At 32.2% G+C, this 26,365-nt stretch carries 29 protein-coding genes; 12 read left to right on the top strand and 17 right to left on the bottom strand.

The genetic code is table 11. The annotated features are described in order from the left end of the window. The first annotated feature begins 56 nt into the window (after nt 1–56). Genes IPK06_18675 through IPK06_18665 form a run of 3 tightly spaced genes read left to right on the top strand, consistent with a single transcriptional unit; the run spans nt 57 to nt 1,637 of the window. Nucleotides 57–500: a hypothetical protein gene (locus IPK06_18675; GenBank protein MBK7981991.1), complete on the top strand. Its 444-nt coding sequence runs from the start codon at nt 57–59 to the stop codon at nt 498–500. A gap of 9 nt (nt 501–509) precedes the next feature. Further along, nucleotides 510–980 (top strand): hypothetical protein, encoded by a 471-nt coding sequence (locus IPK06_18670; GenBank protein MBK7981990.1) that lies wholly within the window; start codon nt 510–512, stop codon nt 978–980. Between the two features lie 3 nt (nt 981–983). After that, complete coding sequence (locus IPK06_18665; protein ID MBK7981989.1) at nt 984–1,637, top strand: septal ring lytic transglycosylase RlpA family protein; 654 nt, start codon at nt 984–986, stop codon at nt 1,635–1,637. A gap of 127 nt (nt 1,638–1,764) precedes the next feature. On the opposite strand, the gene IPK06_18660 is transcribed toward IPK06_18665, so the two are convergent. The 10 genes from IPK06_18660 to IPK06_18615 all read right to left on the bottom strand — a co-directional run bounded on the left by IPK06_18660 (nt 1,765) and on the right by IPK06_18615 (nt 10,050). Further along, nucleotides 1,765–1,983 (bottom strand): hypothetical protein, encoded by a 219-nt coding sequence (locus IPK06_18660; protein ID MBK7981988.1) that lies wholly within the window; start codon nt 1,981–1,983, stop codon nt 1,765–1,767. After that, the gene (locus IPK06_18655) at nt 1,984–3,036 is read right to left on the bottom strand and encodes an FAD:protein FMN transferase (GenBank protein ID MBK7981987.1); all 1,053 of its coding nucleotides are present in this window, start codon (nt 3,034–3,036) and stop codon (nt 1,984–1,986) included. Further along, the gene (locus IPK06_18650; protein ID MBK7981986.1) at nt 3,005–3,469 is read right to left on the bottom strand and encodes a CBS domain-containing protein; all 465 of its coding nucleotides are present in this window, start codon (nt 3,467–3,469) and stop codon (nt 3,005–3,007) included. The genes IPK06_18655 and IPK06_18650 overlap by 32 nt, the downstream gene beginning before the upstream one ends. A gap of 45 nt (nt 3,470–3,514) precedes the next feature. After that, complete coding sequence (locus IPK06_18645; protein ID MBK7981985.1) at nt 3,515–3,901, bottom strand: DUF4870 domain-containing protein; 387 nt, start codon at nt 3,899–3,901, stop codon at nt 3,515–3,517. Nucleotides 3,902–4,231: 330 nt separating this feature from the next. Then, complete coding sequence (nqrF, locus tag IPK06_18640) at nt 4,232–5,467, bottom strand: NADH:ubiquinone reductase (Na(+)-transporting) subunit F (protein ID MBK7981984.1); 1,236 nt, start codon at nt 5,465–5,467, stop codon at nt 4,232–4,234. Between the two features lie 11 nt (nt 5,468–5,478). Then, a complete protein-coding gene (gene nqrE, locus IPK06_18635) occupies nt 5,479–6,090 on the bottom strand; it encodes an NADH:ubiquinone reductase (Na(+)-transporting) subunit E (GenBank protein MBK7981983.1) in 612 nt (203 codons plus the stop codon). 5 nt (nt 6,091–6,095) lie between these two features. Beyond that, nucleotides 6,096–6,716 carry an NADH:ubiquinone reductase (Na(+)-transporting) subunit D gene (locus IPK06_18630; GenBank protein ID MBK7981982.1) on the bottom strand — a complete coding sequence of 207 codons (621 nt, stop codon included), beginning with the start codon at nt 6,714–6,716 and terminating at the stop codon, nt 6,096–6,098. A gap of 1 nt (nt 6,717) precedes the next feature. Next, nucleotides 6,718–7,509: a Na(+)-translocating NADH-quinone reductase subunit C gene (locus IPK06_18625; GenBank protein ID MBK7981981.1), complete on the bottom strand. Its 792-nt coding sequence runs from the start codon at nt 7,507–7,509 to the stop codon at nt 6,718–6,720. After that, nucleotides 7,496–8,701 carry an NADH:ubiquinone reductase (Na(+)-transporting) subunit B gene (locus IPK06_18620; GenBank protein MBK7981980.1) on the bottom strand — a complete coding sequence of 402 codons (1,206 nt, stop codon included), beginning with the start codon at nt 8,699–8,701 and terminating at the stop codon, nt 7,496–7,498. The genes IPK06_18625 and IPK06_18620 overlap by 14 nt, the downstream gene beginning before the upstream one ends. Beyond that, nucleotides 8,701–10,050 carry a Na(+)-translocating NADH-quinone reductase subunit A gene (locus IPK06_18615; protein MBK7981979.1) on the bottom strand — a complete coding sequence of 450 codons (1,350 nt, stop codon included), beginning with the start codon at nt 10,048–10,050 and terminating at the stop codon, nt 8,701–8,703. Before IPK06_18615 ends, IPK06_18620 begins: the two co-directional genes overlap by 1 nt. A gap of 210 nt (nt 10,051–10,260) precedes the next feature. Here IPK06_18615 and IPK06_18610 point away from each other — a divergent pair, with 210 nt between their 5' ends. Next, nucleotides 10,261–11,730 carry an aminotransferase class V-fold PLP-dependent enzyme gene (locus IPK06_18610; protein MBK7981978.1) on the top strand — a complete coding sequence of 490 codons (1,470 nt, stop codon included), beginning with the start codon at nt 10,261–10,263 and terminating at the stop codon, nt 11,728–11,730. On the opposite strand, the gene IPK06_18605 is transcribed toward IPK06_18610, so the two are convergent. Further along, complete coding sequence (locus tag IPK06_18605; protein MBK7981977.1) at nt 11,727–12,314, bottom strand: hypothetical protein; 588 nt, start codon at nt 12,312–12,314, stop codon at nt 11,727–11,729. The two genes, IPK06_18610 and IPK06_18605, sit on opposite strands and share 4 nt — an antisense overlap. An 88-nt stretch (nt 12,315–12,402) precedes the next feature. On the opposite strand from IPK06_18605, the gene IPK06_18600 reads away from it, so the two are divergent. Continuing rightward, nucleotides 12,403–12,597, top strand: coding sequence for a hypothetical protein (locus IPK06_18600; protein ID MBK7981976.1), 195 nt, complete (start codon nt 12,403–12,405; stop codon nt 12,595–12,597). Here IPK06_18600 and IPK06_18595 read toward each other — a convergent pair. Both IPK06_18595 and IPK06_18590 read right to left on the bottom strand, forming a co-directional pair. Then, entirely contained in the window at nt 12,594–13,028 is a 435-nt protein-coding gene (locus IPK06_18595) for an FKBP-type peptidyl-prolyl cis-trans isomerase (protein MBK7981975.1), read from the bottom strand. The genes IPK06_18600 and IPK06_18595 overlap by 4 nt on opposite strands. A gap of 204 nt (nt 13,029–13,232) precedes the next feature. Then, nucleotides 13,233–14,492, bottom strand: a complete 1,260-nt coding sequence (locus IPK06_18590; protein MBK7981974.1) for an MATE family efflux transporter — start codon at nt 14,490–14,492, stop codon at nt 13,233–13,235. Nucleotides 14,493–14,561: 69 nt separating this feature from the next. On the opposite strand from IPK06_18590, the gene IPK06_18585 reads away from it, so the two are divergent. The 5 genes from IPK06_18585 (at nt 14,562) to IPK06_18565 (ending at nt 19,403) form a co-directional block, all read left to right on the top strand. Next, a complete protein-coding gene (locus tag IPK06_18585; protein MBK7981973.1) occupies nt 14,562–15,257 on the top strand; it encodes an FKBP-type peptidyl-prolyl cis-trans isomerase in 696 nt (231 codons plus the stop codon). 1 nt (nt 15,258) lies between these two features. Next, entirely contained in the window at nt 15,259–15,858 is a 600-nt protein-coding gene (locus IPK06_18580) for a hypothetical protein (protein ID MBK7981972.1), read from the top strand. A gap of 79 nt (nt 15,859–15,937) precedes the next feature. Then, nucleotides 15,938–17,566 carry a T9SS type A sorting domain-containing protein gene (locus IPK06_18575; protein ID MBK7981971.1) on the top strand — a complete coding sequence of 543 codons (1,629 nt, stop codon included), beginning with the start codon at nt 15,938–15,940 and terminating at the stop codon, nt 17,564–17,566. A gap of 19 nt (nt 17,567–17,585) precedes the next feature. Continuing rightward, on the top strand, nt 17,586–18,956 hold the full coding sequence (gene sthA, locus IPK06_18570; GenBank protein MBK7981970.1) for a Si-specific NAD(P)(+) transhydrogenase: 1,371 nt from the start codon (nt 17,586–17,588) through the stop codon (nt 18,954–18,956). Nucleotides 18,957–18,965: 9 nt separating this feature from the next. After that, on the top strand, nt 18,966–19,403 hold the full coding sequence (locus tag IPK06_18565; protein ID MBK7981969.1) for a DUF1232 domain-containing protein: 438 nt from the start codon (nt 18,966–18,968) through the stop codon (nt 19,401–19,403). On the opposite strand, the gene IPK06_18560 is transcribed toward IPK06_18565, so the two are convergent. Further along, on the bottom strand, nt 19,396–20,145 hold the full coding sequence (locus tag IPK06_18560; GenBank protein MBK7981968.1) for a HAMP domain-containing histidine kinase: 750 nt from the start codon (nt 20,143–20,145) through the stop codon (nt 19,396–19,398). The genes IPK06_18565 and IPK06_18560 overlap by 8 nt on opposite strands. 162 nt (nt 20,146–20,307) lie before the next feature. Here IPK06_18560 and IPK06_18555 point away from each other — a divergent pair, with 162 nt between their 5' ends. Further along, the gene (locus IPK06_18555) at nt 20,308–20,751 is read left to right on the top strand and encodes a hypothetical protein (protein ID MBK7981967.1); all 444 of its coding nucleotides are present in this window, start codon (nt 20,308–20,310) and stop codon (nt 20,749–20,751) included. A 2-nt stretch (nt 20,752–20,753) separates the two neighbouring features. Further along, on the top strand, nt 20,754–22,154 hold the full coding sequence (locus IPK06_18550; protein MBK7981966.1) for a hypothetical protein: 1,401 nt from the start codon (nt 20,754–20,756) through the stop codon (nt 22,152–22,154). Nucleotides 22,155–22,214: 60 nt separating this feature from the next. Here IPK06_18550 and IPK06_18545 read toward each other — a convergent pair whose 3' ends face one another. From IPK06_18545 to IPK06_18535, 3 genes are all read right to left on the bottom strand, one after another. Then, nucleotides 22,215–22,454, bottom strand: a complete 240-nt coding sequence (locus tag IPK06_18545) for a hypothetical protein (protein MBK7981965.1) — start codon at nt 22,452–22,454, stop codon at nt 22,215–22,217. A 130-nt stretch (nt 22,455–22,584) separates the two neighbouring features. Further along, nucleotides 22,585–23,223: a response regulator transcription factor gene (locus tag IPK06_18540; protein ID MBK7981964.1), complete on the bottom strand. Its 639-nt coding sequence runs from the start codon at nt 23,221–23,223 to the stop codon at nt 22,585–22,587. A gap of 3 nt (nt 23,224–23,226) precedes the next feature. Then, a complete protein-coding gene (locus IPK06_18535) occupies nt 23,227–26,346 on the bottom strand; it encodes a hypothetical protein (protein ID MBK7981963.1) in 3,120 nt (1,039 codons plus the stop codon). Between the last annotated feature and the right edge of the window lie 19 nt (nt 26,347–26,365).

Here is a 26,365-nt window from a genome sequence, read left to right as displayed (position 1 = left end):
TGTTAATAAAAATATCAAATATTGAAAAACTTTGTTCAACTAAATTTAAGAGACAAATGGCAAAAGAATATCATCCGCAAATGCATACGGCAGAACATATTTTAAATCAAACAATGGTTAGAATGTTCAACAAAGGCAGATCTTTTTCGGCTCACTTGGAAAAGAAAAAATCAAAATGCGATTATCATTTTGAAAGAGATCTAACAGAAACTGAAGTTATTGAATTGGAAAAAAAAGTAAATGATATAATAAGTCAAAATTTAAACGTTACCGAAGAAATAATAGATTTTGAAATCGCGCAAAAGTTATACAATCTTCAAAAGCTGCCCGAGGGTGTTACGGAAAATGTTAGAATAATAAAAGTCGGAGAGTACGATGCTTGTCCATGTATTGGTCAGCACGTGGCAAACACAAATGAAATCGGAAGATTTAAAGTTATTTCAACCGGATTTGAAAACGGAATTTTAAGGTTAAGATTCAAATTAGAACAAACAAATTAAAGGAAGTTTATGAATATCAAAATAAATATATGCCTGCTTTTAGTACTTGTTACATCATTAACTTTTTCACAAACAAATACTGAAGTTAAATATGACAGCGTAAAAGCGCAAAAATACGGCGCTGACGAATATGGAATGAAAAAATACGTGATGGCATTTTTGAAACGAGGACCTAATAAAGACATTGATTCTACAAAAAGAGCCGAACTTATGAACGCGCATCTAACAAATATATTTCGTTTAGCAGATGAAGGTAAATTGGTTTTGGCAGGACCATTTTTAAATGATGGCGAACTTCGAGGAATTTATATTTTTGACGTGGAAAATTTGGATGAAGCAAAGAAATTGACTGAAACCGATCCTGCAATTCAGCAAGAAACATTATCAATGGAATTAATTCCTTGGTACGGAACCGCGGCGTTAATGGAAGTTAACGAATTAAGTAAAACTCTTGTAAAAAAATCAATACTTGGAAACTAAAAGATGCAAAATCTTAAAAAAATAATAATATTAATTGTTTTTTCTCTTTATTTAATTTCATGTTCATCCTCAAAAGAATTTTCAGAATATGAAAATGTTGAAGGTGTTTTAATTGAAGACGGAATAGCGAGCTGGTACGGAAGCGATTTTCACGGAAAATCAACCGCAAGCGGTGAAACTTACAATAAAAATGAAATGACTGCCGCGCACAGAACGTTGCCTTTTAACAGCATTGTTCGCGTAATAAATAAAGAAAACAATAAATCTGTAATTGTAAGGATAAACGACCGCGGTCCTTACATGAAAGACCGAATTATTGATCTTTCCCAAAAGGCCGCTCAAAATATTGATATGATAAGCGCCGGCTCTGCGCAAGTTGAGTTAAGACTTTTAAGCAAAACAACCTCATCAAATATGCCAAGAGATATTAAAGTTCCGCATTATTCTGTTCAGGTCGGTTCATTTAAAAATAAGAATGACGCAATTAATGTCAGTTCAGGAATAATTGATTCAAGAGTTGTAGGTGTAATGGTTAACGGGGAAAAATATTACCGTATTTATGTTGGGTTATTTACGGATAAGAACGAAGCCGCCGAACTTATGAATGAATTAAAATCAAAAGGGATTGATGGCTTTGTTAAACAAATTGAAAATTAATTTTGATGCGTAAATATTAAAAACCCACAAATTTTATAACTTTTTGAGGGCTTAAATAAATTCATTTAAATAAATAATTTCTTTATATGGGCGTTTGAATTATAGCTTAATAAAATTTTCTTATTATCTATTTAACTTTTAATTCGCCTGATTTAATTTTCTCATAATTATCAACAAATTCAGATTTTGAAGCATAGCATGAATGAGGTCCGCCGTCGGTTGAACAATGTCCGCCTCCGCAGCATCCCGCGTTTTCTCTCTTTTTATATTTACTGAAATGAAGACCTATTGCAAAAATTAAAATTGCGGCGCTGAAAAATCCTATCATTACAAAAAGCTGAGTCATTTAATTACCCTTTTTAATAAATTCCTCAAATTGAGGAGTTTGTTTTTCAATAAATTTATCTTTCTCTCTTACAATCATAAAGACTGGAAGTTTATATTTCAATGCAAATTCATATCCTGCGTCTGGACCCATAACATCAATTGTTGTGGCATAAGCGTCTGCTTCCTCGCAATCCTTGTCAATTACAGTTACGCTTGCTAACTTATGCGTTATCGGCTTTCCGGTTTTCGGTTCAATTGTATGGGAATATCTGACACCGTCTTTTTCAAAATAATTATAATAATCGCCCGAAGTCGCAATTGAATGATCGGAGATTTCTAGAATTTTTTGCAGTCCTTCCGAAGATGGAGATGAAATTCCGATATGCCATAATTCATTATTTACGTTTTTGCCTTTTGTTCTAACTTCGCCGCCTATTTCAACCATGTAATCTTTAATTCCCAAACTTTCTATAAAAAGAGAAACTTTATCTACGCCGAAACCTTTTGCTATTGCTGAAAGATCACAGTAAACATTCGGATTGATTTTTCTTATTCGTTTACCGGAATAATCCAATTCTATTTTATCAATACCAACATACTTTAATGTTTCATCTATCAGTTTTTGATCCGGAATTTCATCGTCTTTTTTAATTGGACCAAAACCCCAAAGATTAACTAATGGACCTACTGTAATATCAAAACTTCCGCCGCTTTCTTCGGAAATTCGTTTTGATGTATTAAGAACATGTGCCAAATCTTCAGTGAGATTTATCCAATCATTGGATTTCGTTGAGTTTAATACTGAAAGTTCCGAAGTTGGAATGTATGTCGACATTTTATTATTTACATCGACTAAAACGCTGTCTATTCTTTTACCAAGATTAAAAATCTTTTTGGAATCTTCGTTATCAAGAACCTTGATTGAATAAGAAGTTCCCATCGTAGTTCCCTCAAAAGAAAATTCAAATCTTTTTTGTTGGGAACTACAACTCGAAAGAAAAACTGTTAGAAGTAATAATTTTAATACAATGGAATCAATATTAAAGATTCTTATTCCATTTCCAATTTTCATAATAATCCCAATCGGCCATTTTATTCAGTTCTTCCAAATCTCTGGATTTTTCTATCAAATTTGCTCTGGTTAAATCTCCTGCTGAAAGCAAACCAATAAATTGACCTTCTTTTTCAATCAGCAAATGTCTTAACCTCATACCCAAACATTTATCCATAAGCTGATAAAGTGAATCATTGTAAGATGAAAAAACCAAATTTGTCGACATTACATCTTTAATTTTTGTCGTTTTTGAGTAAAATCCTTCGGTGATAACATTTTTCATTAAATCTCGTTCAGTCCAAATACCTTTTATTTCTCCGCCATCTTGCACTAAAATTGCACCGATTTTATTTTCTATCATTACGTGCAGTGCGTCCGCAACTGTTGAATCGATATTAACTGAGATTAATTTTCCACCTTTATTTTCTAGTATATCAGCGGCAGTAATCATAATTTTACTCCTTTCTAATTAAATGCTAAAATTAAAGTTTCGGGTTTATTTAATTAATCTAAATGTTAAAGGATATCTGTATGCTTTACCGTCATAAGAATTTATTGAGGCAATAATAACAAATACCAAAATGAAAATTCCCAACGCGATTAAGATTGGAATACCGATTAAAATAAATATTAAAATAATTGAAATAAACGCGTATATAGTTACACTAATTTGAAAATTTAAAGCTTCTTTTCCTTGATCGTTAATAAACGCCGATTCGTCTTTTTTCAGAATCCAAATTAAAAGAGGAGCAATAATATTTCCGAATGGAATAATAAAACCTACAACTGCGCTTAAATGCGCGAGCATTGCCCACATTCTTTCATCTTTAGTGTAACCAGAATTTTGCTGAACATTATTATTTTCAGTACCTAAATTATCCATAAAACCCCCGTTTATTTATAAATGATGTTTAATTCGAAAAATTCCAAACAAAAACTTTTTTAAGATTTTATGTCAATCCGTGTAATTTAATAAATATTTTTAAATTTCACTATAATTAGATTTCTTTAGCTTGAACAATTATCAAGCAAAGATTATACTCTTTTACAAAAGAGCTTTATTCAGAGATAAATTTACAATTCTCCGTTCTTATAATATTCTGTATTTTTTGGAGGAGATTGAATATTAAAATGATTTCTTAAAATAAAAAAACCGGATCGGTAATTTGGAAATACCTATTCCGGTTTATTATAATTTTGAGTAGATTTTTAATTATCCGCCAAAATCATCTAACATAATATTTTCTCTTTCAACGCCAAGGTTTTCAAGCATTTGAATTACGGCATTGTTCATCATTGGCGGACCGCACATGTAAAATTCACAGTCTTCCGGAGCTTTATGATTTTTAAGGTAATTATCATATAGAACTTGATGAATAAATCCCGTATAACCTTTCCAATTATCTTCAGGTAAAGGCTCAGATAAAGCCAAATGCCATTTAAAGTTAGGATGCTCTTGGGCAAGTTTGTCAAATTCTTCATTATAAAAAGCTTCTCGCATACTTCTTGCGCCATACCAGAAAGATACTTTTCTATTTGTATTTATTCTCTTTAACTGATCGAAAATATGCGAACGCATCGGAGCCATTCCGGCACCGCCGCCAATAAATACCATTTCTGCATCTGTTTCTTTTGCGAAAAATTCACCGTAAGGACCAGAAATTGTTACGTGATCACCGGGTTTTAAGTTAAAAATAAAAGACGACATTTTTCCGGGCGGAACGTCGGGCATTCTCGGTGGAGGTGAAGCAATTCTAACGTTAAGCATAATTATGCCTTTTTCATCGGGATAATTAGCCATCGAATAAGCTCTCATAACAGATTCATCAACTTTGGAAACAAATTTCCACATATTGAATTTATCCCAATCTCCTCTGTATTCATCTTCAATTTTAAAATCAGAGTATTTTACAACGTGAGATGGAGCTTCAATTTGAATATAACCGCCGGCTCTAAAATCTACGCTTTCCCCATCTGGTAATTTCAGCTTCAATTCCTTAATGAAAGTTGCCACATTATAGTTAGAAATAACGGTACAATCCCATTTCTTAATTTCAAAAACTTCGTCCGGAACAAGAATTTTCAAATTATTTTTAACTGGAACTTGGCATGATAATCTGTAATGATCTCTAATCTGCTTTCTATTTAATTTTGAAGTTTCGGTTGGAAGTACGTCGCCGCCTCCATCCAATACTCTGCACTTACATTCGCCGCAAGTTCCGCCGCCTCCGCATGCAGAAGGAAGAAAAATGTGGTTTGAAGCAAGAACATTCAATAATTTTCCACCAATGGGAACCGTAATAGAATGTTCCTTGCTGTCGTTAATATTTATATTTACCGAACCGCTGGCAACTAATTTCGATTTGGCAAATAAAATAATAACAACTAAAAGTAATACAATAAGCGTAAACATTACTACGCCTAATATTATCAAGTTTATTCCGCTCATCTAAAAAACCTCTATAATTGAATTCCAGAAAACAACATGAATGCAATAGCCATCAATCCGGCAGTTAAAAACGTAATTCCCAAACCTCTTAATCCCTTTGGTACATTGCTGTATTTCATTTTTTCTCTAATTCCGGCTAAAGCAATAATTGCTAAAGCCCAACCGGTTCCTGATCCAACTCCATACACAACGCTTTCTGTAAAATTGTAATTTCTTTCAACCATAAAAAGAGAACCCGCCAAAATAACACAGTTTACTGTAATTAAGGGTAAGAAAATTCCCAATGAATTATATAATTTTGGAACATATTTATCTAAAGTCATTTCAAGAATTTGAACTATTGCTGCAATAACTCCAATGTACGTAATTAGTCCAAGAAAGGTCAAATCAACATTTTCCAAACCAGCCCAGCTTAAAGCGCCTTCTTTTAATACATGCTGATAAAGAAAATTGTTAGCAGGAACGGTTATTGCCTGAACTCCAATTACCGCAATTCCTAAGCCGACCGCGGTTTCAACTTTTTTAGATACGGCAAGAAATGTACACATACCCAAGAAAAAAGCTAAAGCCATATTTTCAATAAAAACTGATTTTATAAATAAACTCAAATAATGTTCAAACATATAAATTAACCCTCCTCAACTTGATCCGGCTTCCAAGTTCTAACAGCCCAAATTATTAATCCGATTAAGAAAAATGCGCTTGGAGACAGTAAAAATAAACCGTTTGGTATATACCATCCGCCATCTGTGTTAAGTGAAAAAATTGTAAATCCTAAAAGTTTTCCAGATCCAACCAATTCTCTAATTGTTCCTACAGTTAATAAAATAAAAGAATAACCCATACCGTTTCCTATTCCATCTAAGAAACTGGCTACAGGAGGATTTTGAAGAGCATAAGCTTCTGCTCTTCCCATCAAAATGCAATTGGTTATTATAAGCCCAACATATACTGAAAGCTGTTTACTTACATCAAAAGCGTAAGCTTTAATCAGCTGATCTGCAACAATTACAAGAGAGGCAATAATTGTCATTTCAACAATAATTCTAATACTGCTTGGGATAAAATTTCTGATTAAGCTTATGGCATAATTTGAGAATGCTGTAACCAAAGTAACGGATAAAGCCATTACAATTGCGGTTTCAAGTTTTGACGTAACAGCCAAAGCCGAACAAATTCCAAGAACCTGCAACGTAATTGGATTATTCTTAAAAATAGGATCTAATAAAATTTCTTTATATTTATTCATTTTAAATATCCTTCCTTATATTTCCCAAGAATTTAGCATAGCCGTCCTCACCCATCCAATATTTTATCAAATTGCCAACTCCGCGCGTTGTTAACGTTGCTCCGGAAAGTCCGTCGATTTGTTTGTTCTTATTTGGATCGTTTGGATCAACTTTCCCCTTCAGCACAGTTAAAACTTCGTTGCCTTTTTCATCAAACATTTCTTTACCTTTCCAGCTGGCTTTCCAGTTTTGATTATCAACTTCACCACCCAAACCCGGTGTTTCGCCATGCTCGTAAAAGGTAATTCCTTCGACCGTTCTTAAATCTTTATTAAGAGCTATAAAACCATACATTGTTGACCATAAACCTTTACCGAATATTGGGAATATGTATTTTTCAATTTGTTTATCGGAATTTAAAACTTCATAGCTTAGCATATATTTTGGTCTTTTCTTTATATTACCCAAATCTTCCTCGGGCAAAATATCTTTACCGTAATTTTTGCTTTCGCTTAAAGATTTTATATTGAATGATTCTGGATTTAAATCAGCTGTATATTTTGATTTGTCCAATACTGAGCCGTTTTCTAAATCAACTATAACAGGCACAATTTTTTCCTTAAAAATTTCTTCAGCATTATTTATGTTAAAAGTTAAATTTCCGGCTTGAAGAATATTCTTTATTTTATCTAACTTTTTATTCTGCCTTTGAACAGAATCCAATGCAACTGTTGCAGAAGAAACAAAAACTGAGCAAACTAAACAAACTCCTAACGCAACTGAAATTGTTTTTTTTGTACTATCGGATGACATTTCTTGCAATCCTCCTCTTTATATTTGCATTGATAAATATTTTATCAATGGTTGGAGCCAACATATTTGAAAATAATATTGAAAGCATCATTCCTTCCGGGAATGCGGGATTCACTACTCTAACCATAACCACTAATATGCCAATCAAAAGTCCATAGACAATTTTACCGTTTTCAGTCATTGCCGAGCTAACAGGATCCGTAGCCATGAATACAGTACCAAATGCAAAACCTCCCACAACAAAATGCCAATAAGGAGAAACACTGAACATTGGATTTGTCGAACTTCCAATCAAATTAAATATAGATGACATTATAACCATGCCCAAAACAACGTTAAGCATAATTCTCCAAGAACCAATTCCGGTTGATATTAAAACAACCGCGCCAATTAAACAAGCTAATGTTGAAGTTTCTCCCATCGAACCTGGAATCAAACCAATAAAAGAATTCCACCAGCTTGCGGTAACGTGCAATGCAGGATCTTTCAATTGTGCTAATGGTGTTGCTTGGCTTATTCCATCAACGGCAATCCAAACTTTATCTCCTGAAATTTGAGCCGGATAAGCAAAGAATAAAAACGCTCTTGCGACCAAAGCGGGATTTAGTACATTCATACCAACGCCGCCGAAAACCTCTTTGCCAATTACAACTCCAAATGAAATTCCAACAGCAACCTGCCAATATGGAATATCAGGAGGAAGAATTAATGGAAACAATAAACTCGTTACTAAAAATCCTTCCGCAATTTCGTGTTTTCTAACTGAAGCAAAAATCGCTTCCCAAGTTCCGCCAACCGCCAAAGTAATTATATAAACCGGGAAAAAATATAACGCGCCGTGAATAATATTTGCAAAAATACTGTGCGGGTTAAATCCAATTCCAAGTGCGCTTAGTACAAACTGCTGCCAGTTCGTCATCTCAAAATTGCTGAGTTTTGAAATTGCAAGATTTGCCTGATAACCAGTATTATATAAAGCCATCATTACTGCCGGAATCAAAGCAAATACAACAGTTACCATCATTCTTTTTAAGTCAAGCGCGTCTCTTACATGAGAACCTTGTTTGGTTCTTGCCAATGGAGTGAACAGAAAAGTATCGCCTGCTTCATATAGAGGGAAAAGTTTTTCAAGCTTTCCGCCTTTATGAAAATACTTTTCAGAACTGTCTAAAATTTTTCTAAGAAATTTCACTATCCTTCCTTATCTATTAAATTTAAATTCCTTCTTAAGTTTTGTGAATGGTCAATTTTCGATGGACAAACAAATGTACAAAGCGACAAATCTTCTTCGTCCAATTCCAAACAACCCAATTTTTCAGAATCTTCAATATCGTCCACAGCCAATGATCTTAGCAAAAATGTAGCCAAAATATCAAGCGGCATAACTTTTTCATAGCTTCCGCTTGGAACAATTGCTCTTTCACCGCCGTTAAGCGAAGTTGAAAAATTATATTTTAAATGCTTACTTAAACTTGTAAATAAAACGTTTTTAACAGAAAACTGTTTAACGGCAGGATTCATCCAGCCTAAAAATGTTCTATTATTCAATTCTTCAATTACGCTAATCTGTTGATGATATCGACCCAAATAATTTTCTTCTTTTGTCGCTTCTCTGCCTGAAAATACGGAACCTGAAATTTTTCTATTTTCATTTTGATTCAATTCATTTTCACACAGTTCAGAAATTGACGCTCCAACGCGAGTTTTAATATATCTTGGATTTTTAACCGAAGGACCAGCCAAAGTAACAATTCTTTCAGTATCAATTTTTCCCGTAGTGAAAAGATTGCCAATAGCAACAACATCCTGAGCGTTTATATGCCAAACTTTTTTATTTCTGCTAACCGGATCTAAAAAATGTATATGCGTTCCAACCAATCCCTTTGGATGAAGTCCGGAAAATTCCTGTTCAACTAAATTCGGAAGCTGAATTGCAGGAATTTCACTTTTTTCTTCTTTACAGAGAAATAATTTTCCATCTGTTAATTTGCTTAAAATTCTTAATCCGTTTTTAAATGAATTTTCTTTTCCCTTTAGTATATAAGATATGTCAGGTCCTAGCGGATTGGAATCAATAGCTGTAACAAATATTGAGTGAGGAGTAATTTCCGGATTGGCGATTTTGCTCATCGGGCGCTCGCGTAAAGAAATCCACAATCCCGAATTTAGTAAATTTTCCTTTACTTCTTCTCTTGTTAAAGATGGAATTTGAGTTTCAGAATAGTTTTTGAAAACTATTTCATCAGTTCCTTCAATTTCTATAACCAATGATTGAAATACTCTTTTTTCACCTCTGTTAATTTCCAAAACCGTTCCGGAAGCCGGAGAAGTAAATTTTACAACAGTATTTTTTTTATCCGAAAACAGTACTTGACCTTGTTTCACTTTTTCGCCGACGGCAACTGCAAATGTCGGTTTCAATCCAACAAAATCATTCCCTATAATTCCAACTTTGCTAACTTTCTTGGTTGAATCGATAAAATTATTGGGTTCGCCATTTATAGGCAGATTTAATCCCTTTTTTATCTTTATAACACCCATAGTGCTTTTCTCTTAAAATTTATTGAAAGATTTGAAATGGTACGCAGATAACAAATTATTCTGTCATATTTAATTTTAATATGTTCGTTAAATTAAGACATAGTGAACTAATTTACAAACGAATTTTAATAATAATATATGCCGTAAAGCAGCTGATTGGAAAAAAACTTTCAATTATATAAATTTAGAATAATTATAAATGAGAATAATATGAGTGAGCTTGAAAAATATTTCTCGCTGTTTCGTAAAAAAATAGTTGGAATTGACCAAACATTTCAATCAGCATACGGAAATAAAAAAATTATTTATGCTGATTGGATTGCAAGCGGCAGATTGTATCAAGACATTGAAAATAGGATTGTAAATAATTTCGGAAATTTTGTTGGTAATACTCATTCTGAATCAAGTATTACCGGAACACTTATGACGCATGCTTATCATCATGCCCAATCGATAATTAAAAAACACGTTAATGCCAGTAGCAATGATGTGATTATCTCGGCAGGTTTTGGAATGACTTCTGTTGTTAATAAACTGCAAAGGTTACTTGGTTTAAGAATTTCTGAGAAATTTAGAGAATGTGTAAAACTTAATGAAGAAGAACGACCAGTTGTTTTTATTACTCATATGGAACATCATTCCAATCAAACTTCTTGGCTTGAAACAATTGCCGATGTAAAAATAATTGAACCAGATAAAGACGGAATGGTAAATTTTCAAAATTTGGAATTGTTATTAAAAAAGTACCACTACAAAAAAACAAAAATAGGTGCTTTTACCGCGGCTTCAAATGTTACTGGAATAAGAACCGATTACCATAAACTCGCGAAAATAATGCATCAAAATGACGGATTATGTTTTGTTGATTTTGCAGCGTCCGCGCCTTATGTAGAAATAAATATGCATCCTAAAGATCCCTTGGAAAAACTCGACGCAATTTATTTTTCGCCGCATAAATTTTTAGGAGGACCAGGTTCTTCCGGAGTAATGATTTTCGATAAAAAATTATATAATACAAAAGTTCCCGATCACCCTGGCGGCGGAACCGTAGATTGGACAAACCCATGGGGCGAGCATAAATATATAAATGATATTGAAACGCGTGAAGACGGCGGAACTCCTGGATTTCTGCAAACAATCAAAACCGCGCTTTGTATTGAACTTAAAGAAAAAATGGGCGTGAAGAATATTTTAAAACGAGAAGAAGAACTTTTAGAAATCGTTTTTAGTGAAATTAAAAATATTCCGCAGATCCATATCCTAGCATCCGAAGTGCAATATAGACTCGGTGTAATGTCTTTTTACATCGAAGACATCCATTATAATTTAGTTGTTAAAATTTTAAATGATAGATTCGGAATTCAAGTGAGAGGCGGATGTTCTTGCGCCGGAACGTACGGTCATTATCTGCTCCATGTTGATCCGACGCGCTCGCACAGAATTACGGAAAAAATCACGCAAGGAGATTTATCGGAAAAACCCGGCTGGGTAAGACTTTCACTTCATCCAACAATGACCGATGAAGAATTATACATTATAATTGACGCAATTAAACAAATAATAGCAAATATTGATATTTGGAAAGAAGACTATAATTATAATGCTTCGACAAATGAATTTGTGAATAAAAATGAAATTGAACAAAAAATTATTGTGAATAAATGGTTTGATTTAGATTAAAGAGATACGAAATTTGAGATTATATTTTCCGCAATTATAGGATTTTGTTCAAAATTCAATTCAAGTGAATAATAATTTTTATGTTCGCAAGTTAAAGTATAAACCTTATTTTCAAATTTAATTATAGACTTGCTGAATTCACATTCACCCATTTGCCTGTTTTTATTAAACTTTATTTCGGTATTATTTAAAGATAAACTTAACAATTCCGATCCGGATTTTACCAAAACTTTTCCCGTTTCAAACTCCGGTAAATCTGTTTCATTCATTGCATTGGAATTAACTTTTACCTCAAAAAATCCTAAACCGCATTTATACTTATCTAAAATTTCACTGCACATTAAACTGAAACCGTCATTTATTCCCAAAATAGGTTTTTTCAGCATTCTCAAATAACTGAACAAATTCATCATCTGCATTCTTTTATAAGCTGAGCTGAAATTATGCGGATGAGGCAGAATTATTTTCTCTGCAATAGTAATTTGCTTTTCCAGCAAAGAATAATTAAACGGAACATTCTTTTTTTCCAGAATTTCGTTTATATATTGTGTTTCTGAATTATTATATCCTAAAATTGTAACCATTTTACTTATATAATTTATAATTTATTTGCAAATTAATAAATTTTGCAATAATTTAATATAAATTTATTTATCTAATATGGAGATAGAAATGAGCGACCCAAAAATACCTGCAACTGTTGGCGAATACAAGGGAAATGCAATAATTTCTTTGCCGGTTTCCGGAAGCACTAAATATCCATTTACTTTCGGATTGAATAAAGCAAAGGCAATTCTTGAATATTTGGACGACATTAAAAAATTTGTTGAAGATAATGATAAAAAAGAAGAAGTAGAGAACGCTTAATTTTCAATTTCAACAAGAGTAATTTTAAAAGTTAGATTTTCACCAGCTAAAGGATGGTTTCCGTCTAATTCTATTATATTATCAGAAATATTTGTAATTCTTACAATTCTGATTTCTCCATCTTCGTATGGAATTTTATATTGTTTATTTAATTTTAATTCTAAATCTTTTGGAAATTTTTCCCGCTCAACATTAACAACCAATTCTTTTACTTTTGGTCCGTACGCGTTATCGCTGTTAATATTAATTATTTTCTCATGACCAATCTGCATACCAATTACAGCTTCATCAAAACCTTGAATAACTTGACCGGAACCGACTTTGAATCTCAATGGTTTTTTATTTTCTGAAGAATCAAAAATACTTCCATCTTCAAGACTTCCGGTATAATGCACTTTTACCGTATCGCCTTTTTTAACAAATTTTTCCAAAAGCTATTCCAAATATTTTTTCTAAAATATGAATTTTATTTTTAAGGCTCAAATCACAATTGAAAAAAGAATATAATTTATTTTACCTAGAATAAACTGCAGTTATAAAAAAATATTTCAAAAATTATTGACACAATAAAACTACAAACAAAAATTCATTAAATTCCAAAAATTGCTTTTAATTATTGTCGAAAAAAAAATCAATCATGATAATAATTTTAGTTTTCTATAAAATCTCCAAACAAACAAAACAGCCGCCGCGGTTAATCCCAAGGATAATCCGATCCAAATCCCGATAATGTCGTAATTTAATATAAACGCAAAAAAATAACCGGAAGGCAAACCTATTACCCAGTAAGAAACCAGCGTAATTATCATTGGTATTTTTACGTCGGCAATTCCTTTCAAAACGCCCATTCCGACAGCCTGAACACCGTCCGAAAGCTGAAAAAAAGCTGCAATAATTATTAGAGTTGAAGCCGCAGCAATAACTTTTTGATCGTTAATATAATATGTTGGAAGAATATTATGAAATAAGATAAATATTAATCCGGATAAACCCATAAAACTCATGCCCAATAATATTGCGGTAAATCCTGCTTTTTTTAAGTTTATATAATTTTTTCTTCCTAAAGCATTCCCTACTCTTATTGTTGCGGCAGCAGAAATTCCCAGAACAACCATATAAGAAATTGTTGCTAAATTAATTGCAATTTGATGAGCCGCTAAAGAAACACTTCCAAGCCAGCCGATAATTACCGCCGCAAAAGCAAACGCGCCGACTTCAAAAGCGTACATAATTCCACTTGGAAAACCAATACTTAGTATTTTTTTTATAATGGAAAAATCAAATGCTCGAAATTTTAGATTTGGTTCATATTCTTTATAAATCGGTTTCTTTAATACAAAAAACATCATTGCAATTGCCATAAATGTTCTTGTACTTAACGTGGCATATCCTGCACCATTTAACCCTAACGTCGGGAAACCTAAATTCCCGTATATTAAAACCCAGTTGCCGAAAAAATTTACAAAGTTTGAAATTATTGCGATATACATCGGCGGTTTTGTATGCGAAAGTCCCTCAACAAATTGACGGTAAGTCTGAAAGATCATAACAAGAACCGTTAAAATTACGGAAAAGATAATATTTACTATTAAAGAATGTCGTAAAATTCTGCCGCAAAAGGCATTATTGTTTTCACCTTTTGCAATCGCGACGAGAACTGTAATTGCATGGCTCATTCCAATACCCAAAACCATGACAAAAAAAAATAATCCGTTTGCCAAAGCCGCGGCGGCTAATGGCTCGGCTCCTAATCTGCCAACCATAAAACTATCAACAACGCCAAGCATTACGTGTCCCAATTGACCAATTGAAACCGGAATTGCTAATTTTATTGTATCAATTAAATGATATTTTATGCTGTTCTTACCTAAATTATTTTCTTTGAAAATTTTCATTCTATTTAAATTAACCGTAACTTTCCGTTCAAAATTTTTTAAAACGATCTAATATTATAAGGATTAAAAATGAAAAAAATCTTAATTTTTCCATTGTTATTGTTTTTTTCTATAACAGCATGCAGTCAAACAGAAAATTCTAAACCAAACATGAAAAATTTGACCGACTCAGTAAGCTACAGCATTGGATTTGATATCGGCTCGAATTTACAAAAGCAGGAAATTACAATAGAACCTGATATTTTTCTTGCCGGAATAAAAGATGGAATTGCTGATACATGCAAATTAACAGATGCTGAACTGCAAGCAGTTATGCAGAAATTCCAAACAGAAATGATTTTAAAACAACAAAAAAAGAGCAAGGAATTAGCAGAAAAAAATAAAGCCGAAGCGGATGCTTTTTTTGCTCAAAATAAAACGAAAGAAGGTGTTACCACCCTTCCTAATGGTTTGCAATATAAAGTTCTAAAAAGCGGAACAGGCGTCACTCCAAAATTAAGCAGCAAAGTTAAAGTTCATTACGCTGGCAGATTATTGGATGGAAGTGAATTTGACAGCTCTTACAAACGCGGCGCTCCTTATGAAACCAATTTGACAAATGTTATTAAAGGATGGACTGAGATCTTACAGCTTATGAAAGTCGGTGATAAATGGGAAGTTTATATTCCTGCTGATTTAGCTTACGGCGAAAGAGGAAGCGGTCCGGTCATTGGTCCAAATGCAGCTTTGATTTTTGAAATGGAATTAATGGAAATTGCAAATTGAATTGAATAAAATTTTAAAAATTCTTGGTCCGGTAATATTTATTGCCGGACTTTATTATTTTTTTCATACTTCGGAAATAAAACAACCGGATGGAATTTTAGCTCCAAACTCACCCACTCAAAATAAAACAAACGAATCAAAAACTTGGTTTTACAATCACTATAAATTTTTTGCCGTTGCCGAATTTGAAATTACGTGCAAAGTACTAAGTATCAAACAATACAGTACTGATAAGATGAGCGGATTTTGTCCTATTGATATCGCCGTCGGATGGGTAAAAATGTCGGACCAATTTGTTGTTGATCAACTTGAAATTAAGCAGCAGCATCGCTGGTATGTATGGCGAACAAAAAATTTTCCAATTCCAAGAAAAGAGATTGAAATAAGCAGTTCCAATATTCATATTATTCCAGCCAATGAAAATATAACTGACCAAATTGAAGAATTTGTAGTAGGCAATATTGTAAGACTTAAAGGATATCTTGTTAATGTAAAAGATAAAGATTCAAATTTTATTTGGAAAAGTTCAACTTCAAGGTACGACACAGGAAACGGCGCTTGCGAAATTCTTTGGGTTGAAGAAGCAGAAAAAGTTAAATAATTTTTTGTTCAAACTCTTTTTTTTAATATATTCTAACCAATAGCAAACTAATTTCGCAATCTTTAAATAGGAATTTAAAATGAAAAACAATTTAAGTTTTTGTTTAACAATTTTTGCCGTGTTATTTTTTAAAATTAGTATACATTCTCAAAATGATGAATTTGTTAGAATAGACAGCATTTTGGTACCGGAAATTGAAAATTGCGGATTTGGTGAAATAATAGCTGGAGTTGATTTTGATAATGATTCAAAGTTGGAAATTTATGCTGTAAATAATATGAATGATTTCGGCGGTAATGAATTAATTCCAAGAATTTACAAATATGAGCACGACGGAACACAATGGCAATTGGTCTGGGATGAATACAGCCGCGATATAGTTCAGCAGAACAGCTGGGCGCCTATTACATACGGCGATTGGGATAAAGACGGGAAAAAAGAAATAATTTGGGCACCGGCAAATAATTTTACAGAAAATAATTATAACCCGGTTAGAATTATGGTTTGGGAAGCAAACGGGAATGATAAACTTGGTAAGCTAAATTTTGGATTTGAAACACCAAGCGCAAAATGGACAATTACAGATCAGGAAAGTTTTGAAGTAAGACCATTTAGATTTTTCCTTAATGATATCGATGATGATGGAAAAGAAGAATTAATTTTTGCGGACCGCGAAGTGAATTATAGATTCGGAATAGTTTCGGTTTCAAATATTCCGGATAATGGAAACGGCAGCGAAGTTTGGGAAATGGAATTTTCCGGTTTGGGTAGTACTTTAGCTGAAAGCGCAATTTACGATATTGCAAGAATTGGGAAAACTATTTATTTATTTCACTCCGATGGAAGCGTTACTCCCGTAAAATATGAAAACGGATCATACTCAATATTGCAGAATGTAAAAAATGTAATTCCAGGCGGATCTTGGAAATCTTCAAACACCGTTGATTTAAACCAAGACGGAAAAGAAGAAATTGTTATTGGCGGATGGCAATTAGATAGCACAAATATTCAAAATAAAGTTTTGCTTATTGAAGAAAATGAATCAAGCGAATTAGAAACTCACATAATAGCGAACTTTGCAAAATTAATTTCTACGGAAGGAAGGATTAACGGCGGTCATGATGCATTTGGTGATTTAGATAACGACGGAAAATTAGATTTTATTTTCGGAACTCGTGCAACAAATCCGAGTGTGGCAATTTTAAGAATGGAATATCAAGGCGGAGAAATTACAGATTCCAATAATTATCATATTTCCGTAATAGATTCTCTTTATCCATCGGTCAATCCCGGTAGATATGATATTGTATCATTGGCAAACATAGATTCTGATCCTGAATTAGAAGTACTTTATACAAACGGCGCAACGTGTGAAAGATTCCCGATTGTGATTTTAGATCTTAAAAAAGAAAGTGTTTCTGTAAAAAATAATTTTATTAAAGATGAATTTTATTTAGAACAAAATTATCCCAATCCTTTTAATCCATCGACCAATATTTCATTTTATTTGCCTAAAGCGGGAATTGTGGATCTAAGAATATATAATTCCTTGGGTGAGGAATGCGGCGTAATTTTAAATAGAATAAATTTGCAAAATGGTTTACACAATTATAATTTTGATTCATCAAATTTAACAAGCGGAGTTTATGTTTACACAATTAAAACCGACTTTGGAATGTTATCAAAAAAAATGATGGTACTAAAATAAAACTAAATAGAATGAAAAAATGTCAAATCACTTTGATCTTATTGTAATCGGAAGCGGTCCCGGCGGCGAAGGCGCTGCGATGAAAGCAACAAAAGAAGGTAAGAAAGTCGCTATGTGCGATAAGTTCTTTAATATAGGCGGAAACTGCACTCACAAAGGCACAATACCAAGTAAAGCTTTACGTCATACAAGTCAAATAATTTCTGATACAGAATCTCTCAAAGATATTTCTTATCAGACAATTTTAAAATCAACAGAAAAAATTGTAAACCAGCAATATCAGCTTAGAAAAAGTTTTTATGAGAGAAATAGAGTAGAAATTTTAGACGGTACTGCTGAGTTTGTTGACGAACATAATATTTTGGTAATTAATGAATCCGGTTCAAAGAAAAAATATTCTGCGGATTACTTTGTTATCGCAACAGGATCTCGTCCATATCACCCGCCGGATGTTGATTTTAATCATCCCAGAATTTTAGATAGCGATTCAATATTAAATATTGAAGATAATCCTAGAAGCATAACTATTTACGGCGCCGGCGTTGTGGGCTGTGAATACGCATCGATATTCAGAGGCTTGATGATCAAAGTTAATTTGATAAATAATAGAAGTCAATTATTAACATTTTTGGATGACGAAATAATCGACGCTTTAGCCTATCATTTAAGGGAAAACGGAGTATTGATTCGGAATAACGAAGAATATGAAAAAGTTGAAGCCGACGACGAAGGAGTTACAGTTTATCTTAAATCAAATAAGCAGATTAGAACTGATTACTTATTATGGGCTCAAGGCAGAACCGGCAATTCGGATACGTTACGTTTGGAAAATATTGGTATTAAAGGAAATGTCCGCGGTTCAATTGAAGTTAACGAAAATTTTCAAACCGCACATCCTCATATATATGCTGTTGGCGATGTAATTGGATATCCAAGTTTGGCAAGCGCAGCTTACGATCAAGGCAGATTTGCGGCGACACATTTGGTAAAAGGTTTTTGCGAACATAAACTAATAGAATTTATCCCAACAGGAATTTATACAATTCCTGAAATCAGTTCAGTTGGACTTACAGAAAAGGAATTGACAGAAAAGAAAATACCGTATGAAGTTGGGCATTCATTATTTAAACATTTAGCGCGGGCACAAATAACCGGCAGAACCACCGGAATGTTAAAACTTTTATTTCATAGAGAAACTTTGGAAATTCTCGGCGTTCATTGTTTCGGTTATGGAGCCGCGGAGATAATTCATATTGGTCAAGCTATTTTAACTCAAGAAGGAAAAGCAAATACTCTAATGTATTTTATAAATACTACTTTCAATTACCCTACTATGGCAGAGGCATATAGAGTTGCGGCATTAAACGGCATAAATAGAATTAAAAAATGATTTATTAAAATGAACAAAGAAGAAAAATATTACAAAAAGCTTAGATCAAATATTTCAATTTGGCTTGATGAAAAAGCAAACTTAAATCATAAGTGGCGTGAATTTATAATGCTTGTTCCGGATATATTTTATTTAATGATAAAATTAATTCAAGACCCGGAAGTTCCGCAAAATAAAAAATTAAAATTAGTATCCGCGGTAGCTTATTTTATTTCACCAATTGATTTAATGCCTGAAATTTTCTTGGGACCGATCGGTTACTTAGATGATATTGCGATTGCCGCTTTTATCTTAAACGAAATGATTAATTCCATTGATCCGCAAATTGTAAAAAAACATTGGGCTGGGGATGTTGATATTTTGATAGTTATTAAGAAAATTTTAATAAATGTTGATAATTTAATTGGGAAAGGTATTTGGGATAAACTTAAAGGAAAATTTAATTAATTGTTGGTATTTTAATAGTAAAAGTTGTTCCAACGTTTGGCGTACTTTTAACAGTCAAATCGCCGTTCATAAGTTCTACAAATTTTTTAGAAACTGATAAACCCAAACCAATTCCTTGGTAAATTCTATTCATTCCTTCACTTACTTGTCGAAAAGCTTCAAAAATTAATGAAAGTTTATCCTCGGCAATTCCGATTCCGGTATCTTCAAAATCTATTATATAGAATTTTTTTTCACTATCCATGTCCAATGTAATTGTAATACTTCCCTTTTCCGTAAATTTAATCGCATTATTAAGCAGATTATTTGAAACTTTTGTGAACATTTTTCTATCGATTGAGCATTTTGCAAAATCCAATTTATTATTATAATTCAAAATCAAACCCTTATCTTCAGTAATAGGTTTGTACACATTATAGGTTTCTTTAAGAAAATCGCAAAGATTTTCTTCCTTCAATTCAACTTTTAACCTTTCAGAAGCGACATCCGATTGATCCAACAACAAATTCAACGCTTCGGTTAATCTATTACTGCTTTTAAGTATAATTTCAGCCATTTCTTTGAGATCAGGATCTTTAATTTCTTCATAAAGAATTCCCGCATAACCCAAAATTACGGTGATTGGCGTGCGCAGTTCATGACTCATATTATCCAAAAATATGGTTTTCAGACGCTTTGCTTCTTCCAAAATAAGCAATTTTTCTAACGAATCGTCATTATTTATATCTTTATTTTCAATCAACTTATGGCTCTTAAGTAGAATTTTATTTCTTATTATCGAAATATTATATATTCATTTAACACTATTTTTAATTTTGTTTATTAATATAATACAATTAAATTTATACATAGCAAATCTTTAGAATTTATCATTTCAGTTATTATTAAATAATTTTAGGGAAATATGAAAAAAATTGTAATTTTTATTTTATTGGCAAGTTTTTTCGGCTGCTGCAAGTTTGTAATGGAACCTGTGGATTTTGCCTGGCCAGTTGAAAGTGTTCTTGATATTTCTGACGATGGAAATGTAAGCGACGCAAGATTTTCATTTACCGCTAATGTTAAAGGGCTATTTTTAGAAGAAAAAGAAGATGCAAAATCCTATAAAAAAGAATCCGTTAGAATAATACGTGATACAAAAGGTTTTTATTATATGGTTGCCGCCGGATTTAAAAATGTTTATGTATTTAATGTTGTTGACGGAACTTTTGAGTTAGAAAACAAAATAAAGGTTTCTGATTTCGGACTAGATCTTCCCGCATTTAATCAGCGGGCACCGTTTATTGAACTTCTTGAAGGCGAGAAGCATCTTGCATTTTTAACTTCTGACGGAATAAAAGGAGAATAAAATTGGCTAAATATTTAGCTTTTTTCGTATTTGTTTTATTTTTGAGTTCAAATGTTTTCACGCAATCCGATTTTAGAATTACTCAAGAATTTAAAAGCAGACAAAGATCATTTGAAATTGCGATTGAATACGCTAAAACCCCCGACGAATTAGATCAAATTGAGAAAGAAATTGAAGAATTTAAGAGTGAATTCAAAGGAAATAAAGAACTTCTAAATCGAGCTTTATATCCAAGTAATTTTGACGCATCTTTCAAAACTCTTGAAAGCAAAATAGATTATTCGAGAAAGAAAGTTGATGAAATATCAAACTTAAATACTCAAGTAACAACTTTGCAAACGAATTTTGAACAAGTTTCCGATGAACTCGCAAAATTGACCGAAGAAATTAATGCTCTGCGAAACACAAATGTTAAATTGATGTCCGAACTTCGATCAATGAAATCAGGCTTCGGGAAAACAAAAGCAAAAATAGATTCTCTGAATAAAGTTATTTTCGGTCTTCGTCAAGGTATTGCTCAAAGAGATACTCTGATCAAAGAGATTATGGATAATATTTTTATGTCGGCGGAGCATAAATTAGAATCATTAGACGACGCTGAATTGAAAGGAATAAAAACAAAACTAAAAAGTACAGGTTTGATTGACAATATAAGCAACTTGGTTTCAGATAATATTGACTTTCTAAATGCGAGTGTACTTACGTCAGACGATTTAAATGTTTTAAAAAATGAATATGGGCAATTCCAAGATAGATGGCAGCACTTTGGTCCAAAATTGTTCAGTATTTATTCCGCTGATCCTGAAAATAAAGATAAATTGGCACAGATAGACACTCAAATAGTTAATTGGAATAAATCAATAGACAAAGCCGTTTTCAGAGCCATTCACGAAGAATTTAAAACGAACAATATCAATATGCCTTTCTTTTCCAACGGGAAAGAATTTGAGTCTACAATTATTGCTTACATTGAAAGAAAAATAGACAACGCGAATAAACTTGGCGTAAATGATGATAATGAATTTATTTTCTTTTCGGAAAATGTTTGGAATGATATAATAAAAACAAAATGGGCAACCATTTTACTAAATAATAATTTGGTTAGTAAAGAGCAACTAAATAATATTGATAAGAAAATTGATGAATGGAAACACTCTCTCGGCGGTTCAAAATCAATTTTTATTTATGGCATTATTGTTTTATTAGCATTAATAATATTGGTAACTGTTTATATAATTTATAAAAAGAATAAAAAATTAGATGAGATAAATCAGTTAAATGAGATTAAAGTTGAGATTCCGAAAAAGAATAATGATGAAAAATCCGTACAGGATGTTTACGATGATTTAGCTGATAATTTTGAAGACGATATTGACGACGAAAATAATTTGGATAAAAAATAATATTTAAATATTGTGGTCACATTAGGTTGTGACCACAACTAACTAGTACAAACGCAAAATTTATGACTGATAAACAATCTTTCTGATTGTGTCGAATTGCAGGTAAGGATATTCTTCGCGCAAAGAATCAATTGCCGCGCTTGCTTTAACTTTCAAAACTCTCATATCCTTGAATCTTTTTTTTATGATATAATCTCTGACCGATTTTTCATCTATTAATCCTCTGCTGTTCAACAAATGAAATGTTTCATCATTTATCAATTCGGGTATCGGATTGTTATTAGTATTAAAGTCTGCCATAATTCCTCCAAAAAGATTTAGAAATTCTGATTGATAAATAAAAATTTAATGAAGTTTTAACAACAGCACATTTATGCGGTTTTTAAAAGAATGGGAAAAAAATGTAAAAATTTATACCCTATTTATGCGGTTAAATTACGCCTTTACGAATTGCTTTTGCCACAGCTTCGGATTGTGAATGTACGTGAAGTTTTTTATAAATGTTTCTAATGTGATGTCTTACTGTATCAACGCTGATAAAAAGTAAATCGGCAATTTGCTGATAATTATCCCCTTCCGAAAGTTTTAACAGAACTTCTTTTTCCCGATCTGAAAGACCGTAATCTTCCGAGGCTTTTGAAGGAATTGTGTTTTGTTGAAATACGGTAATTACCTGTCTTGCAATAATACTGCTCATTGGAGAGCCGCCTTCGTAAACTTCACGGATTGCGTCTAGCAATCGTGTGGGCGGTGTATTTTTAACTAAATAACCGCAAGCTCCGGCGCACAAAGCTTCAAAAACAACTTTGCTTTCTTTATAAATTGTAAGCATTAAGATATTTAAATCCGGAATGATTTTTTTCGCTTTTTTAACGCCTTCAATACCATTTATACCCGGAAGCGCAATATCCATAAGCGCTACATCCAAATCAAGTTTTGGCAGTTCGGCAAGAAAACTTTCGCAATTGCCATAAGCGCCGACACATTTATATCCGTTAGTCCCATTTATCAAAGCGGCTAAACCGTCTCTAATTATAACATTATCTTCAATTATCGCAACACTAATCATGTTTTAAATTTTTCCTTCTAAAGTTACTTTTGTACCCAATCCAATTTCTGAATCAGTTCTTATTTTCCAATTAATTTTATCTGCTCTTTGCTGCATGTTGTATAGTCCGTTCCCGTTCCTTATTTGGTTAAGCTTAAAACCGCTTCCATCGTCGGTAATTTCAATTTTCATTTTTTTATTGATTTGCGCAATATCCAAAGTAATTGTTTTGCAGCTGCTATGCTTTACTGCGTTATTAATAGATTCTTTTAGTATAAGATATAAATTTTGTCTTACATCCATCGGAATTTTTATATTCACTAATTTTTCTAGATCGGAAGTTTGAAGCGTAATTCCCATTTCAAAAAAGAGTTCGGAATAAGAATCCTTTAATCGGACAATCAATTCATACAATGAATCTCTATTTGGATTCACGACCCAAACAATATCGCTCATAGATTCAACAAGCTGCCGCGATAGATCACTTATCTTTGTTAAATTTTTAGAAACATTCGATTCTTCAGAAACTTCCGTGGCGGTTAATTCGCTTAAAATGGAAATTTCCGTTAAACCGGCTCCCACATTATCATGAAGGTCAGCCGAAAGATTAGTTTTAAGTTTATCCATTGCTATCAAGTATTTTATTCTTTGATTTATAAAAAATACAATTATTCCTCCAATCAATAAAATAAGCAATGATATGAACCACCATTGCATCCAGAACGGTGCCAATATTTTAATATCAATTGATGCAAATTTCGAACTCCAAACACCATCGTTATTTGTACCTGTTACAATAAATTTATAATCACCCGGCGCAAGATTTGTATAATAAACTTTTCTATTTTCTGCGGAAGTGTAATTCCATTTTTTTTCTAATCCTTCCAGCATGTATTTGTAATTGTTCTTGCCGGATTTTTTATAATCTAACGAAGCAAATTCAAAAGAAAAATAATTTTGATCTCTTGTAAATATTAATTCCTTTTTTTCACCTTTAATGATTTTATCAAACAATTTAATTTTTGTAATTACAACCGGAGCATCAAACTTATCTATTTTTATATCGTTTGGGTTAAAATAATTTACTCCGTTTATTCCGCCGAAATAAATTATTCCGCTCTTTGATTTAAAATATGCTCCTCCGCTGAATTCCAAACTTTGAAGTCCGTCCAACAACCCGTATCTGACAAATGATTTCAAATCATATTCAATTTTGTAAATTCCGTTATTTGTACTCAGCCAGTAACCGCTTTTGTTATCATCTATAATTCCGTAAACATCGTTGCAGTCGAGTTTCAAAGATTTATTAATATTTGTATATATTTTTGTTTTAGGATCGAATAAAATCAATCCGCCGCCGAATGTTCCGATAAGCAGCTTGTTATCAACAGATTCGGTAATTGTCATAATTCCATTATCATTAAGCAAATTATTTTCATTTTTATAGCCCGAAAAGGTCAATGACTTTTTATCAAAAAGATTTAAACCGCTTCCATGAGTGCCAATCCAAAGTTCTCCATTTTTATCAATATGCAGAGAATAAATTCTATCATCGCTAATGCTATGATTATTCGACGGACTATGCTTATAAGTTGTAAATTCCGGAATTTGATCTTTATAAAAATTTATAAGATTGAGTTTACTCAATCCGCCGCCGAATGTTCCGATGTATAAAATCGAATCACCGTCAATTGCCAAAGCCTGTATCTGATTTGATTTCAAACTTTTTATATTTTCGCTTAATGTAAAATGCTTAAAGATATTTCGATTAACATCATAAAAAGTCAAACCGTTTGAAAAAGTTCCAATCCACATATTCCCTTTAAAATCTTCAATTATAGTTCTTATATGTGAATCACCAATTTTATCTTTTCCGTAATATTCAAATTCATTGGTTCTATAATTTATTTTATTTATTCCGCCTCTGTAAGTGCCAATCCAAATATCATTTTTTGTGCTTTCAAAAATCGTCCAAATAATATTGTCATTAAGTGATTTGTTGGGCACGGATAAAACGGGAATTGTCATAAAATTATTTTTGCTCAATTCCACTTTATTTATTCCCTTTCCAAGCTGAGTACCTATCCACACAATGCCAGATTTATCTAAATAAATTGATTGAATTTCATTTTCACTCAAAGAATTTTTATCTTTTCCCGCAAGATACTGATTGGAAGTTTTCGTAGTTGAGTTATATTTTATTAATCCATGTCCGTAAGTTCCGATCCATAAATTTTCGTTTTTGTCGCCCTCGAACGTCATAATATTTAACGGATACAATTTTTCATTTAATCCAAGATCAATAGGTGAAATTTTCCAGTGATTGGGATTAAGCTTTTTAGTCGACCGTTCAACTTTTACAATACCGTAATTATATTCGCTGATAATTAAATTTTGATCTTTATCTTCATTTATCCACGTAATTTTATCGCCTATTCTAAGAATATTGAATGGATAAATATTTTTATTGTAAATTTTTATAAGTGAATCATTTTTGACTGTAATCTTATTAATTCCGCCGCCGAAAGTTCCAATCCAAATTATATTTTCAGAATCAATAAAAACTTTTACAATTTTATTAGAACTTAAAGAGTTGATTTTATTTTTAAAATGATAGAAATATTTTTTTTGATGTGTTTTGGGATTGAATTTAATTAATCCTTTCCCCCATGTTCCAATCCATAAATTTCCAATTTTATCTTGATCTATTGAAGTTATGGAACTCAGCTGGTTTCTTGAAAGAGTTAAGGGAACATTTACAAATTTCTCTTCATCGAGCAAATACCAATCACTTGTATTTGCAATGTCAAAATGTTCAAATGTTTCAGTTTTATAATTAAATTTATTTAAAATTCCTTTTGAGGTTCCAATCCATAAATTTCCATTTTCATCTTCAAATAAAGACGTAATTTCGTTATCGGAGATTGAGGTTGTAACATCTGTCAGATTATTATAAACTACAAATTCATAACCATCATATCTGTTAAGTCCGTTACCTGTTCCAAACCATAAATATCCTCGTTTATCCTGCAGTATAGAAAGTACAGTTGATTGAGATAAACCTTCTTCAACGCCAATTTTTACAAATTTAAGATCGCTTGAAATAATGGAATTAGATTGACCTGCGATGTTTATATGAAGCATCAACAAAAAAAAAGATATA

It is taken from the genome of Ignavibacteriota bacterium, from assembly GCA_016713565.1.
GTDB lineage: Bacteria > Bacteroidota > Ignavibacteria > Ignavibacteriales > Melioribacteraceae.
This window is presented reverse-complemented; position numbering and strand designations above follow the sequence as displayed.